The 12,573-nt window shown below is 39.7% G+C and carries 15 protein-coding genes and 2 pseudogenes; 5 read left to right on the plus strand and 12 right to left on the minus strand.

Annotation, left to right across the window (positions count from 1 at the left end; translation table 11 throughout):
- Nucleotides 1-2: 2 nt before the first annotated feature.
- The 4 genes and pseudogenes from OCF95_RS07090 to rgg all read right to left on the minus strand — a co-directional run bounded on the left by OCF95_RS07090 (nucleotide 3) and on the right by rgg (nucleotide 4,232).
- Nucleotides 3-316: pseudogene (locus OCF95_RS07090) on the minus strand (hypothetical protein).
- A gap of 249 nt (nucleotides 317-565) precedes the next feature.
- Nucleotides 566-1,855: a histidine--tRNA ligase gene (gene hisS / locus OCF95_RS07095; RefSeq protein WP_261105136.1), complete on the minus strand. Its 1,290-nt coding sequence runs from the start codon at nucleotides 1,853-1,855 to the stop codon at nucleotides 566-568.
- A 77-nt stretch (nucleotides 1,856-1,932) separates the two neighbouring features.
- A complete protein-coding gene (locus tag OCF95_RS07100) occupies nucleotides 1,933-3,180 on the minus strand; it encodes an MFS transporter (RefSeq protein WP_261105137.1) in 1,248 nt (415 codons plus the stop codon).
- A gap of 200 nt (nucleotides 3,181-3,380) precedes the next feature.
- Entirely contained in the window at nucleotides 3,381-4,232 is an 852-nt protein-coding gene (gene rgg / locus OCF95_RS07105; RefSeq protein ID WP_261105138.1) for a quorum-sensing system transcriptional regulator Rgg, read from the minus strand.
- Between the two features lie 124 nt (nucleotides 4,233-4,356).
- On the opposite strand from rgg, the gene OCF95_RS07110 reads away from it, so the two are divergent.
- Nucleotides 4,357-4,698 carry a metal-sulfur cluster assembly factor gene (locus OCF95_RS07110; RefSeq protein ID WP_033681053.1) on the plus strand — a complete coding sequence of 114 codons (342 nt, stop codon included), beginning with the start codon at nucleotides 4,357-4,359 and terminating at the stop codon, nucleotides 4,696-4,698.
- A gap of 60 nt (nucleotides 4,699-4,758) precedes the next feature.
- Here the strand turns inward: OCF95_RS07110 and ilvD are convergent, their stop codons facing one another.
- Nucleotides 4,759-6,462, minus strand: coding sequence for a dihydroxy-acid dehydratase (gene ilvD, locus OCF95_RS07115; protein WP_000137346.1), 1,704 nt, complete (start codon nucleotides 6,460-6,462; stop codon nucleotides 4,759-4,761).
- A 230-nt stretch (nucleotides 6,463-6,692) separates the two neighbouring features.
- Between ilvD and rpmF the strand changes: the two genes are divergently transcribed.
- The 3 genes from rpmF to OCF95_RS07130 all read left to right on the plus strand — a co-directional run bounded on the left by rpmF (nucleotide 6,693) and on the right by OCF95_RS07130 (nucleotide 7,640).
- Nucleotides 6,693-6,875, plus strand: coding sequence for a 50S ribosomal protein L32 (gene rpmF / locus OCF95_RS07120; protein WP_000290417.1), 183 nt, complete (start codon nucleotides 6,693-6,695; stop codon nucleotides 6,873-6,875).
- A 15-nt stretch (nucleotides 6,876-6,890) separates the two neighbouring features.
- A complete protein-coding gene (gene rpmG, locus OCF95_RS07125) occupies nucleotides 6,891-7,040 on the plus strand; it encodes a 50S ribosomal protein L33 (protein ID WP_001265622.1) in 150 nt (49 codons plus the stop codon).
- Between the two features lie 78 nt (nucleotides 7,041-7,118).
- Entirely contained in the window at nucleotides 7,119-7,640 is a 522-nt protein-coding gene (locus tag OCF95_RS07130; RefSeq protein ID WP_004269670.1) for an HXXEE domain-containing protein, read from the plus strand.
- A 37-nt stretch (nucleotides 7,641-7,677) separates the two neighbouring features.
- Here the strand turns inward: OCF95_RS07130 and OCF95_RS07135 are convergent, their stop codons facing one another.
- From OCF95_RS07135 to OCF95_RS07165, 7 genes are all read right to left on the minus strand, one after another.
- Nucleotides 7,678-8,925, minus strand: coding sequence for a toxic anion resistance protein (locus OCF95_RS07135; RefSeq protein ID WP_261105140.1), 1,248 nt, complete (start codon nucleotides 8,923-8,925; stop codon nucleotides 7,678-7,680).
- A 21-nt stretch (nucleotides 8,926-8,946) separates the two neighbouring features.
- Nucleotides 8,947-9,753, minus strand: a complete 807-nt coding sequence (locus OCF95_RS07140; protein ID WP_261105142.1) for a coiled-coil domain-containing protein — start codon at nucleotides 9,751-9,753, stop codon at nucleotides 8,947-8,949.
- Between the two features lie 777 nt (nucleotides 9,754-10,530).
- The gene (locus OCF95_RS07145; protein ID WP_049487712.1) at nucleotides 10,531-10,758 is read right to left on the minus strand and encodes a hypothetical protein; all 228 of its coding nucleotides are present in this window, start codon (nucleotides 10,756-10,758) and stop codon (nucleotides 10,531-10,533) included.
- 38 nt (nucleotides 10,759-10,796) lie between these two features.
- Nucleotides 10,797-11,039, minus strand: coding sequence for a hypothetical protein (locus tag OCF95_RS07150; RefSeq protein WP_049487710.1), 243 nt, complete (start codon nucleotides 11,037-11,039; stop codon nucleotides 10,797-10,799).
- Nucleotides 11,040-11,083: 44 nt separating this feature from the next.
- The gene (locus OCF95_RS07155; RefSeq protein ID WP_049487708.1) at nucleotides 11,084-11,353 is read right to left on the minus strand and encodes a hypothetical protein; all 270 of its coding nucleotides are present in this window, start codon (nucleotides 11,351-11,353) and stop codon (nucleotides 11,084-11,086) included.
- Nucleotides 11,346-11,612 carry a hypothetical protein gene (locus OCF95_RS07160; protein WP_164993750.1) on the minus strand — a complete coding sequence of 89 codons (267 nt, stop codon included), beginning with the start codon at nucleotides 11,610-11,612 and terminating at the stop codon, nucleotides 11,346-11,348. The genes OCF95_RS07155 and OCF95_RS07160 overlap by 8 nt, the downstream gene beginning before the upstream one ends.
- A 25-nt stretch (nucleotides 11,613-11,637) precedes the next feature.
- Nucleotides 11,638-11,826 (minus strand): hypothetical protein, encoded by a 189-nt coding sequence (locus OCF95_RS07165; RefSeq protein ID WP_261105143.1) that lies wholly within the window; start codon nucleotides 11,824-11,826, stop codon nucleotides 11,638-11,640.
- A gap of 454 nt (nucleotides 11,827-12,280) precedes the next feature.
- On the opposite strand from OCF95_RS07165, the pseudogene OCF95_RS07170 reads away from it, so the two are divergent.
- Nucleotides 12,281-12,538: pseudogene (locus tag OCF95_RS07170) on the plus strand (tyrosine-type recombinase/integrase); the annotation flags it as partial.
- Nucleotides 12,539-12,573: the final 35 nt, after the last annotated feature.

Below are 12,573 nucleotides of genomic sequence, written 5' to 3' on the forward strand. Positions count from 1 at the left end.
ACCTACTTTCCGTCAAATTCAACAGTTTGGATATCCTCAATACGTTGCAACTTGAATTTTTCTTTCCCATTTTATCAACATGACGTAGTTTGACCCATTCCTCATCAACATCCACAACTTCCCATAAAGATGTTCCAAACACTTGTCCAACGATTGTTGGATTTTTCCCAATTAATTCTTGCAATAATCTTGACATATCTATATTTCCTTTCTCTTTTCTTTCGATTACCTTTAACCTCTTCTCTAACCGCTTGATTTTTTTAGATTGACTCGTATAAATCAAGACGAGAAAAGGGAAAAAAATCCATACCCACATGTGACTCCCTCCTATTTCTTTATTTCTTAACTTGAATTTATTGTAACACATCTTTTTCTTTTTGACAAGCATATTTGTCAAAAAGTTTATGATTTTTGTCATTTTGCAAAAGAAAAAGGTCAGGAGTAAGATCCTGACCAGTTTATCTATCATTAATACTCTTCGAAAATCAAATTCAAACCACGTCAGCTTCACCTTGCCGTACTCAAGTACAGCCTGCGGCTAGCTTCCTAGTTTGCTCTTTGATTTTCATTGAGTATAAAATCCTAGTTTTTCAAAGATTTCTGAGAAGTTTTGGCTGATAGCATCAAGTGATACTTGCACTTCTTCTCGTGTTTGGTTGTTCTTGACCGTCACTTGTCCGCTTTCGACTTCGCTCTCACCTAGAGTGATGAGGATCTTAGCCGCAAAGACATCGGCTGACTTGAACTGAGCTTTGAGCTTACGGTTGAGGTAATCACGCTCTGCTTTGAAACCTTGTTGGCGAAGGGCTTGCACCAATTCCAAAGCCTTGACATTTGCTCCTTCACCCAAGACTGCGATATAGACATCTAGGGCGTTTTCGATAGGGAGAGCCACACCTTGCTTTTCAAGAATGAGAAGCAGGCGCTCTACACCAAGTCCAAAACCAAATCCAGCAGTTTCAGGGCCTCCAAAGTAAGCAACCAAACCATCGTAACGACCACCCGCACAGACTGTCAGGTCATTGCCCTCAATCTCAGTGATAAACTCGAAAATAGTGTGATTGTAGTAGTCCAGACCACGCACCATATTGGTATCGATGATATAGTCTACTCCAAGATTTTCCAACATCTGACGCACAGCATCAAAATGAGCTTGACTTTCTTCATCAAGGAAGTCCAAGATAGAAGGCGCATTCTCTACTGCTACCTTGTCTTCTTTTTCTTTAGAGTCCAAGACACGGAGAGGATTTTCCTCCAAACGACGTTGGCTATCCTTAGACAAGGTCTCCTTGAGCGGTGTCAAATAGTCAATTAAGGCTTGGCGGTAGGCTGCACGGCTCTCAGGATTTCCAAGAGTGTTGAGGTGCAATTTGACACCTTGGATGCCGATTTCTTTCAGGAAGTGGGCTGCCATAGCGATTGTTTCCACATCGGTAGCTGGATTGCTAGAGCCAAAACACTCAACACCAATCTGGTGGAATTGGCGCAAACGCCCTGCCTGTGGACGCTCATAACGGAACATAGGGCCCATGTAATAGAACTTACTTGGCTTTTGCACTTCTGGTGCGAAGAGTTTATTTTCCACATAGGAACGGACAACTGGCGCAGTTCCTTCTGGACGGAGGGTAATATGGCGGTCCCCCTTGTCATAGAAGTCATACATTTCCTTGGTCACGATATCGGTTGTGTCTCCGACAGAGCGACTGATAACCTCGTAATGCTCAAAAATTGGCGTGCGCACTTCTGCATAGTTATAGCGCTTGAAAATTTCACGGGCAAAGCCCTCAACATACTGCCACTTGGCAGATTCAGCAGGTAAAATATCCTGCGTTCCTTTTGGTTTTTGTAATTTCATAGGGAATCCTCTTTAAACTTAATAGTCTTATTTTACCATAAATAGAGGGATTAAAACAGTATGAAAAAAATTAGGATTTAGATATCATTTTTGAGATTAATAACTGTCAAAAGAATAGCTAGCAAGGAAAGACCAACAAATAGCATCCAAGTCAACTGTATATTCCATACGGCTACAAGTGAAAAACAGGCTGTTCCCACAGGTATGGATAAGGTGAACAATAAACCTAAAAAATTACTGGTACGAGCTAGAACCTCTGGAGCTAGATTTTTCAGGAGCATGGCATTAATCTTTGGTGCAACTTTACCAGACACATAGAGAGTAAAAAAGAGAAATAGTAAACCAAGCACAACTTGATTGAATAAGTTAGCCAGACCAACTAGACTGACTCCTAATGTCGCCCACATCATCAATCTAGGCAAGGACTGCTTCCCAAAATAATCATTACCAGTAAGGCTACTGATGATGACTGCAGCTAAAGCACAAACTTGACTGATAAATAGTGCCTCTGTGTAAGAAAAATTCAAGAGAGAATAGCTCAAAAAGAAGATGTTATAGATGCTTCCTAAAGCGCCACCCAAGGCATTGATAAGCAAGACTGCAAAGAGCATAAAACCAAAGTTTTTCTGTCCACTTTTAAGAAAAACAAGGCGTAAATTTCGGTAAATTGTTAGGAACTGCTCTTTGATAGATAGCTTCTCATTTTTTAGGTTTTCACCATCAGCAGATGAAATTGACAGGCTTAATTTGCTTCTTCCTAAAAAGAGAACAGAAGCTGATATGAGGAAAAAACAAGCATTGATTCCTGCAACGAGAGAAAAATTGTTAACCGATAGACCTAAGAGCCAGACTCCAAAAGCTTGACCACCAATAGCTGAAATATAGGTGATGAACTGGGAAAAAGAGTAAGCTTCCATCAGATCATCTTCAGCTACTTTTTCCTTAACGAGAGGCATTCGCAAACCACCAGCAAAATCACTAATGACATCACTAATGACATTGATTAAACACAGGCTAGAAAAGGCAAAGAGACTAGCTTGCTGAACAACTAGGGCTGCCAGAAAAAATAAAACCGCCTGAAACAAACCGCTATAGGTCATCCATTTGACCTTGTCCCTCGTATAATCTGCCCGAATCCCTACAAAAACTGTAAAGAGAGTCGGAAGAATCATGACAATATTCGCCATAGCAACAGCAAAAGAGGCTTGTGGCAAGGTCGATGCATAGACGATAAAGACCAGGTTGAAAATCGAAGCACCAAAAGCATTGAAGAAGCGTGACAAAGTCAAGAGACGATAAGCTTGATTTCTAAACAATAGTTTCATAGATAATCTCCCTTCTTGTTAGAAGTTTTATGTGAAGTATGACTATAGTATAGCACTTAGAAATTTTAGAGGAAAAACTTTTGAATATATGCAACAAATAAAATGAGCAAAAAGAAACGATAGAATTTCTCCAGTGACACGAGAGAGGTCAACAATTCTATCGCTTAAAATTTCAAATGATTTTCTTAGTTTGCAGATATTCAACAATCGGTCGTATTTCTATAGTATTCGGCAGATTTATTACAGCCAAGCATCTCAAAAATATGGACAGCATCTTCCATCTTTTTCTGGCCTTCCTTGACTCTACCTTGCTTGCTATCAAGGAGACCTTCCGCCCACAAATAGACAATTCGGAAATAGGTTTCATTTTCATTGTAGAAATGCTCTTCGATAACACGTTTAAAATAATAGGCATTGGTAAATTCTTCACACTCAATACTGGCTAAAAAACCATTCAATAGTATAGTGTGAAAAAGGTTTCGATTGCCAGACATTTCCATTAGAAAATCAGATTTTCGTACCATCTCTCTAACATACCTAGTAAAAAGAGAAACAGATAAAAAGGGAGAACTGACTGAAAATAAATTGAGTTCATAGATTCCCCAAATCTCGGTAGAAAACAGGTAATCATGAAGGACTTTTCCTTCCTCTGCCGTTAACTCTACCGTTTCATCCATACTCTTCATATAAGACTTGATAATAATGGCATTTAGAATATGTTTCTGTTTGTTTTGAGAATGGGCATGCTTTTGATACTCCCTGCGATATAAGTCCTCAAGAGGTGCTATATTCTTTGGATCCAAGACATCTATGATTTCTTTTCTCAACTCAGAATCTGTATCATACTGAAAACCTCTCGCCAGAAAGAGGATTTCCTCTACACTGGCAGATATATTTTCTAGGGCAAATAGAAACTTTTCCACCGAAAGCTCACTCTGACCTGTTTCAAAGCGAGACAACATAGACGGCGAAAATTGTCCCCCAGTCGCTTGTCTCAGCGAGATATTTCTTGACTCTCGTAATTGTCTAAAGACTTTTCCAATCTGCTCCATAGCCTTCCCCTTAATCGAGTATTTTCTTTATGTTATCATATTTTTTCAGAAAATTCATCAAAAACTTGCCAAATTGTCAGAATTATGAGAAAATAGAGGATATTTATCACGTGGAGGGACTGTAATGAGAGATGATATCAAAATCAATGACCGTGCTTTGGCCTTGAAAGACCAAATTATCGAAAAACTAGAGAAGGTTTTTGATACAGATGTGGAATTGGATGTGTACAATCTAGGGCTGATTTATGAAATCAATCTGGATGAAACTGGGCTCTGCAAGATTGTCATGACCTTCACCGACACCGCCTGTGATTGCGCCGAAAGCCTACCTATCGAAATCGTGGCAGGTCTGAAACAAATCGAGGGTATCGAAGATGTCAAGGTTGAAGTTACCTGGTCGCCTGCTTGGAAGATCACACGAATCAGTCGCTACGGCCGTATTGCCCTTGGACTGCCACCTCGTTAAGCAGGAAAATTACTTTTGAAGATGAAAAAAAGCAAGCCGAGATTGGCTTGCTTTTTAAGTTTATTTTTTACCTGACTTGTCCATATTCCAGAAGTCTGTCACGGCTCCGCGTGAAGCAGATGATACGATGTGAGCGTATTTACCGAGGACACCACGGCTGTAGAGTGGTGGCAAGGTTGTTTCTGCCTTGCGTTTTTCAAGTTCTTCTTCGGATACGGCCATGGAAATTTCTTTGGTATCTTGGTCAACCGTAACGATATCGCCTGTACGAAGGTAGGCAATTGGTCCACCATCCTGAGCTTCAGGAGCGATATGTCCAACAACCAGACCATAAGTACCACCAGAGAAACGGCCGTCCGTCAAGAGGGCCACCTTATCTCCCTGACCTTTACCAACAATCATTGATGAAAGTGACAGCATCTCAGGCATACCAGGTCCACCCTTAGGTCCAACGAAACGAACAACGACTACATCGCCATCAACGATTTCATCTGTCAGAACAGCCTGAATAGCATCTTCCTCTGAGTCAAAGACCTTAGCTGGCCCAACGTGACGACGCACTTTAACACCTGATACTTTAGCAACCGCACCATCAGGGGCAAGGTTCCCGTTCAAGATGATAAGCGGACCGTCTGCACGTTTTGGATTTTCAAGTGGCATGATAACTTTTTGACCTGGTGTAAGGTCTGCAAAGTCAGCCAAGTTTTCAGCTACAGTCTTACCAGTACATGTAATGCGGTCTCCATGAAGGAAACCATTTGCCAAGAGGTATCTCATAACCGCAGGCACACCACCGACTTCATAGAGGTCTTGGAAGACATACTGACCAGATGGTTTCAAGTCGGCCAAGTGAGGCACACGCTCTTGGATCGTATTGAAGTCCTCAAGTGACAAGTCAACATTGGCAGCATGGGCAATGGCAAGCAAATGAAGAGTGGCATTTGTAGAACCACCGAGAGCCATAGTTACAGTGATAGCATCTTCAAAGGCTTCACGAGTCAAGATATCTGATGGTTTGAGACCAAGTTCCAACATCTTAACAACAGCACGTCCTGCTGCTTCGATGTCTTCTTTCTTATCAGCTGATTCAGCTGGGTGAGATGAAGAACCTGGCAAACTCATACCCAAAACTTCGATAGCAGTCGCCATGGTATTAGCAGTATACATACCACCACAGCCACCAGGGCCAGGGCAGGCATTACATTCAAGACGTTTCACGTCCTCAGCTGTCATATCACCGTGGTTCCATTTTCCGATACCCTCAAAGACAGAAACCAAGTCGATATCTTTACCATCAAGATTTCCCGGTGCAATAGTTCCACCATAGGCGAAAATAGCTGGAATATCCATGTTGGCAATGGCAATCATAGAACCCGGCATGTTCTTGTCACAGCCACCGATAGCAACAAAGGCATCCACATTGTGACCACCCATAGCTGCCTCGATTGAGTCCGCAATAATATCACGAGATGTCAAAGAGAAACGCATACCAGGCGTTCCCATGGCAATCCCATCCGCTACAGTGATAGTCCCAAACTGCACAGGCCAAGCACCTGCCGATTTGACACCTTCTTTGGCTAATTTCCCAAAATCATGCAAGTGAATGTTACATGGTGTATTTTCCGCCCAAGTCGAAATCACTCCCACAATCGGTGTTTCAAAGTCCTTATCTGTCATACCAGTCGCACGAAGCATGGCACGGTTTGGTGATTTTACCATACTGTCATAAATGCTACTGCGGTGACGCTTATCTAATTCAGTCATTTGTTCCCTCCCATTTCAGTTTTTACTATTATAGCACATTTTAAAAGCAATGAACAGAAGAAAATTCTTGAATTTTCAGAAAATTTAGATTAATCCGGTTGATGACCTTTTAATTTTTTCATCTTTTTTTGTCAAGTAACTTTACTTTACAAAAAAAATGTGTTATCCTAGTATGGTTGATGAAAATCAGTAGATTGAATCGAATATAAATACCTAAAGGAGAAATCAAAATGGCAGTACCTGCACGTCGCACTTCAAAAGCGAAGAAAAACAAACGTCGTACACACTACAAAGTAACAGCTCCATCTGTAAACTTTGACGAAACTACTGGAGATTACTCACGTTCTCACCGTGTATCACTTAAAGGATACTACAAAGGACGTAAAATCGCTAAAGCTGCATCAGCTGAATAATAGAAGGGAGATACCATGCGCGTAAATATTACACTTGAACACAAAGAATCTGGTGAACGCTTGTACCTTACTTCTAAAAACAAACGTAACACTCCAGACCGTCTTCAATTGAAGAAATACTCACCAAAACTTCGCAAACACGTTGTGTTTACAGAGGTTAAATAAGCATACCTAACTCAAAACGCCTTACTGGGCGTTTTTTGCTTTATTAGTTAGCAATCTATAGCTTTTCAGGAGAGATTTATGGCGTTTTATCTTTGGATGTTCCCTCTACTTTTTATCTTTCACGATATGGAAGAAATTATCGGTCTTGTCCCTTGGATTCATCTCAACGAAACCTTGCTGGCTCAAAAGGCTCCAGCTATTCTCAAGATTCACAAAGGAATTACAACAGAGGGATTTGCCCTTGCTGTTTTTGAGGAGTTTATCATTGTCTTATCCATCACTTTATTAGCGTATTTTAGTCAATCTAGAGCGCTCGAATTAGTTTGGTTGGGGGGATTTGTAGCCTTTGCACTTCATCTCTTTCTCCATATTGGACAATCAATTCTTCTTCGCAAGTATATACCTGCTCTGATCACTTCTATCCTTTGTTTTCCTATCAGTGCTTATTTGATTACAGACATTGTACATTTGTGGCGAGTTTCGACTAGCGAATTTTTCCTATTTTCACTAGTCGGTTCAGGCATCGTCGTCATCAATCTCCTCTTTGCTCTCTGGCTTGGGAAAAAGTATTCCGCCTGGCTTGTCCACAAAAACAAATAAAATCCCCTGCAAATCTACATTACAGGGGACTTGTGTATTATTCTTGTACTTCTTTCTGAGCGGCCTTTCCTTGGTTTAGAAGGGCTTGGACGATTTTCTCATCGCGTAGTTTGACAGAATCGTTGATCATTTCTGCGGACTTGACGATGGTTGTTTCTAGTTGGGCACGTTTCTGACGACCCAATTCAATAGCTGCGACGATACCTTGGTTTTGTGCAACCAGACTTTCAGCCAGTTTGGTAACAGACTCAACAGCTACTGTCGGGCTTTGGGCAATTCTCTCCATCTGCGGAATCACTTCCTTGCTGGTCTCAGCTAGCATCTGAAGGGCAGCATTATTGGCATTGACAATGGCATCTGCCACGACACCTGATTTCATTGATTGTTGCAAAATACCCAGTTGAGCAATAGAAAGCTTCATTGTAGGAATCGTATTGCGACGAAGCATGCCCAATTTTTGGCGCATATCAGATGACACCTTCACAAGATTGCGCATCTGAGGTGTTGTTGCCCAGGCAACATAGAGACGGCTGACATACTCAGTATGTTGTTGTTCAAGGGTATTGACCACTTCAGCCATGCGGGCCAATTCTTGTGATTTGGTTTGGTATTCTACCGTACTTGTATCGAGTTGGTCAGCTTGAGCTTTCAGTTCGGCAGCGCGATTACCAGCTTCTGTCTGGCTGGCTTCGATAAAAGAAATCACTCCCACTAGATTTTCAATGGATTTGGTATTGTCCTCAATCAGCATCTCAGCTGAAACGATATTTCGAGCTAAGACATCTTCTTGCTTGACCACTGCGGCAGCCATGCCATCCAGCTTTTGCTCTACTGTTTTTGAGTCAAAGTAAAATTCTTGTAAGGTATTCTTACTCTTGTTAAACAATCGTTGCAAAAAGTTTGGCTTCTCTTCTAACTCAGCAATTTCAGCGTTCTTGTATTTGACTACAAAGCCTTGCAACTCACGGTTGGTATTCTTGAGTAAGTCATCCACTTGGGGAATCTGCAGTTTCTTTTGTTCTGACAAGATACGATTGACTGTATTGTTCACACCTTCTACAGCAGATTGTCCAAAATCCAAAAGAGCATTTTGATTTGTGACAAATTGGTCTACTAACTGGGGCACGTGCGCCTTGATTCCTTCTTGCTGCTCAGGGCTCAGCTTTTCTAAGAAGGTCAAGGTCTTGTCCGAGCTAGTATTTGTCTCGATGATTTGGGTTGTTTTATCCACCTTAGCTACCGTATTATTGGCAATCTGGTCAATATCAAAATTAAATTCTGTCATGGTTACTCCTTTGTTTCTAACCTATTCTTTACGATCTTTTTCGAGGATACGCAGACTGATATCAAAATCACGCATATCTGTTTCATTGAGTTCTCTCAACACCTGGTCCAGCTCAAGGTCAAATTGTTCGATAGCTGCTTTAGCTTGCTGCAAACGTTCTTCTGCCCGATTATAGTTCTTCGGATTGGCCTTAATCTTTAAATAACCTTCTAAAATCGTTTGGAATTTCTCCATCTTCAAACTATGAATGGCAGTCAATTCTTCCTTATCCCCCTCAGCAGAGGTAGCAATCTTGTCTAAAATGGCCTGATGATCAATGGCAATATTGGCTAATGTCTGGGACAATTCTGGAGCTAATTCCTCTGGCTCCGCATTCTCAAGATCTACCTGACTTTCTCTATCTAAACGTTCTAGCTGAACATCGATGTTTGCCCTTACTGTACGAACCTTTTTATCAATACGGTTATAGACATCATCGTCGATATAGGACTTTAGACGATCCGCCTCCTGATGGATTTCTCGCAGTTCGATTAATACTTGATTGGCCAGACTCTTATAGAACTCTGAGCCTTTTTCTACTAAAGTTTCCTCCAATTGCTGAATATCTTTGTCCGCCTGGCGAATCCGAGCCTTTAAAAGCTCAATCCGATCATCGAGCGAACGATCCTGCAAAAGAGGATAGCGTAAACGTTTGTAGAGACGATAACCACCATAGCCTAGCAGGACACAAGCCGCAAGTGGAAGAGCATATTGAACCAAAAGGCCCAACAAGAACAAGAAGCCCCAAAAATAGAGACAGCCTTTCCAAAAACCATTACCCGATTTCATAAACATTCCTTATTTTCAATTTATAAGTCTATTTTAGCACAAAAGACAAAAATGAGGGCGGAAATTCCCTAGAAAAGAATTGATTTCTTTGATATAGAATGGAGCTTGGTAGCGCGTGGTCTAATTTCAGTGAAGCTGACTCAAACCACAAACACACTCTGGGGAATATCAAAACAAAAGCTTGAAATATCGGGGGAGTTGTGTTAGAATGAACTTACAATGTGAGTAAAGTTACAGCATATGTAACTAAAAAAGCCCCACCGTGCCACCGATGGGGTTTTTTGCTACCCTCTAAAAGGGTTAACCATTACTTTTTACGTTTCTTAAGCCATAGCTTGAAAAGCTCAGATAACACGTTAATAAGTAACGGAGCTAGAAACACTGTGAGTAAAGTTTCTAACATATGTAACACCTCCCTTCATTAAAGTGAGGGGGCCAAAATATTATATCATACCAGATTTATATCATCAACATCGCTTAATTCTTGGAATAGATAGACTTAGATACACAAATAACCTCACTAGCAAATCTCTATACAAACTCAGAAATCAAGCTTTTAAGACAAAGCAAAAAGCCCCTAGATTCATAGCTAAGGGCTAATTGACTTGCAAGGATAGGCAGGACTGTCGGGGCTCCTGCATTTCTCGACCCACTTATAAGTGGCGCGTTGGTGACAGATTCTCAACCTCTATCCTTCATATCTTCATTATAGCACTTTTTTCTCAACTTTCAATCTGTGCATCTGAATTTATTGTCTATCTTTTTCTCTAGTGTCCTTCAACAATATTGCACTTCAACCTCACTCATGATTTCCAGCAAAGTTTTCTCGTTAATCTGTAAAGAAATTAACTCATCAAAAGATACCACTTTATATTCATTATCTCCAAGTACGACTACAATGTCATAAACAGAATTAGGAAAAATACCACATACTTGACCCTTATAATCAAAAGAAGCGTCCCAACCATTGTCATACAATGCTTGTAAATCATCTAATATCGCCATAATATATCTTGATTCTCCTATATAAGATATTCCACAACTTATCCAAAACCGTATGAAAATTTATCCGGCAACTCTTTTCCTAACTGAATACTTTTAGTCAAGGTATCTTTGACAAATGAAGTAAATTGCCCTAAATCATCTCCAACATAGCTATATTCCAAAGTAATTTTATCGATAGTTGCAATACCTTTACAACCTCCACTCACAATAGAATACTGCCTCTTAGAGGTTCCATCTTCTATTTTGTACATCGTAATAATTTGTTTATCAATCTTTATCATTTTCTATTTGGTGTAAAATAAGGCACTGAAATTATTCTTGACTCTCAAAAATATAATTGCAACAAGGTATCGAAATCGTCTTCGAAAACATTTTGACTATTCTGTTTTATTTGCTCAATGATTTTATCCTTTTTATCTCTGTCCAAAGGGAGTGTTTCAAACGCTTCTTCTTTTACTAAGAATTCACCATTTTCTCCCTGAAATTCTTTTGTAATTTTTCTAATATAACTCTCGAAATCGATAGATTGAAGTTCTTCGTCGTTGATGTTATCTTCAATCGCATCTAGCAACAAATTGATTGAAATTTTAATCATCTTTAAATACTTCCCTATGCGTAAATACCGCCACTTTATTCATCAAGTCGTCCTCTGTGTAGTCAATTGTAAAAGTATCTAAATTAAAGATAGATTTAGGTGGAGTTGAACAAATCATAGGGACACTATGTACCCTATACTCGTTTTCCCCAATTCTCACAAAATGATTGATTTTCAAATCTGAAAAATCAGGATTCTCAACAGTAATAGAAACAAGACGATGCGCTATTTTATAAACATCAATTATCTTATTTTTCATGTTTAACTTATCCATAATTATTATTTTAATACTTATGTTCTTGGTAATCAAAACCTATTTTAGATTTAATACTATCAAATAAATCTAAAATAGATTGTGGAGTGTCTTTCTTAAATGATACAGCAGGTTTATCCTGGTCTGGATAAACTTGGTCAACCCACTCATGAATTTGATTATAAAAAATCAACAGCTCTTTGCTTGGTGGTATCATCATATCTAGAACGAAACCTCCTTTACTTTAAGTTCATTATAAACTTTCCTATTCTAATATTCAATCAACAAGAGATTATTACGATAGCTTTTTAACTTCTTTTCTACTTCGTCAGTGGTCAAGCTGCTACTCCTTTATGATATAATTAGTTTAAAGAGAAGTGAGGTAGAAATAATAGTGTCGCTACGCAACTTCATAGTATGAGATGACGGGACAGGCACACCGTCCACTACTCTTGAGCGCTTAGATTATTCTAGGTGCTTTTTTATTTTCTCTTGGTTCGCTCTTACTTCAGGACTACTCTCATACCATGAGATAAGCCATTAAGAGGTGTTTTCTCTCTTATCTCCTTACCATTCTGCAGGCAATTAAGGCAAGTTGTTCCTTTTCTTATCTGCTAATCATTTTATAAACATCAAATTTAAAATAACAAACTTTTAAACTTCTATTATTTCCCCAATACGCAAACAATAAAACACTATCAACTCGTTTAAACACACGTTTCAAACATGCTGGTGTACCTAATATTGGATTCCACGGTTTCAGACACACACATGCTAGTCTTTTGCTAAACTCTGGAATACCCTATAAAGAATTACAACATCGTCTAGGTCATTCTACACTAGCTATGACTATGGACACTTACAGTCATCTCTCCAAAGAAAAAGCAAAAACAGCCGTCTCATTTTATGAGAAAGCTGTAAGTTCGTTATAAGTGATGACAAAAATGATGACAAACCCAGAAATCAA

Origin of the sequence: Streptococcus mitis (assembly GCF_946188615.1) — a bacterium.
Taxonomy (GTDB): Bacteria; Bacillota; Bacilli; order Lactobacillales; family Streptococcaceae; genus Streptococcus; species Streptococcus mitis_BZ.

Excerpts from the sequence above, each read along its gene's own strand:
- OCF95_RS07130 (WP_004269670.1), top strand. The coding sequence starts at position 7,119 with ATGGCGTTTTATCTTTGGATGTTCCCTCTACTTTTTATCTTTCACGAT.
- OCF95_RS07140 (WP_261105142.1), bottom strand. The coding sequence starts at position 9,753 with ATGAAATCGGGTAATGGTTTTTGGAAAGGCTGTCTCTATTTTTGGGGC.
- rpmG (WP_001265622.1), top strand. The coding sequence starts at position 6,891 with ATGCGCGTAAATATTACACTTGAACACAAAGAATCTGGTGAACGCTTG.
- hisS (WP_261105136.1), bottom strand. The coding sequence starts at position 1,855 with ATGAAATTACAAAAACCAAAAGGAACGCAGGATATTTTACCTGCTGAA.
- OCF95_RS07150 (WP_049487710.1), bottom strand. The coding sequence starts at position 11,039 with ATGATAAAGATTGATAAACAAATTATTACGATGTACAAAATAGAAGAT.
- OCF95_RS07165 (WP_261105143.1), bottom strand. The coding sequence starts at position 11,826 with ATGATGATACCACCAAGCAAAGAGCTGTTGATTTTTTATAATCAAATT.
- OCF95_RS07160 (WP_164993750.1), bottom strand. The coding sequence starts at position 11,612 with ATGAAAAATAAGATAATTGATGTTTATAAAATAGCGCATCGTCTTGTT.
- rgg (WP_261105138.1), bottom strand. The coding sequence starts at position 4,232 with ATGGAGCAGATTGGAAAAGTCTTTAGACAATTACGAGAGTCAAGAAAT.
- OCF95_RS07100 (WP_261105137.1), bottom strand. The coding sequence starts at position 3,180 with ATGAAACTATTGTTTAGAAATCAAGCTTATCGTCTCTTGACTTTGTCA.
- OCF95_RS07145 (WP_049487712.1), bottom strand. The coding sequence starts at position 10,758 with ATGGCGATATTAGATGATTTACAAGCATTGTATGACAATGGTTGGGAC.
- rpmF (WP_000290417.1), top strand. The coding sequence starts at position 6,693 with ATGGCAGTACCTGCACGTCGCACTTCAAAAGCGAAGAAAAACAAACGT.
- ilvD (WP_000137346.1), bottom strand. The coding sequence starts at position 6,462 with ATGACTGAATTAGATAAGCGTCACCGCAGTAGCATTTATGACAGTATG.
- OCF95_RS07135 (WP_261105140.1), bottom strand. The coding sequence starts at position 8,925 with ATGACAGAATTTAATTTTGATATTGACCAGATTGCCAATAATACGGTA.
- OCF95_RS07155 (WP_049487708.1), bottom strand. The coding sequence starts at position 11,353 with ATGATTAAAATTTCAATCAATTTGTTGCTAGATGCGATTGAAGATAAC.
- OCF95_RS07110 (WP_033681053.1), top strand. The coding sequence starts at position 4,357 with ATGAGAGATGATATCAAAATCAATGACCGTGCTTTGGCCTTGAAAGAC.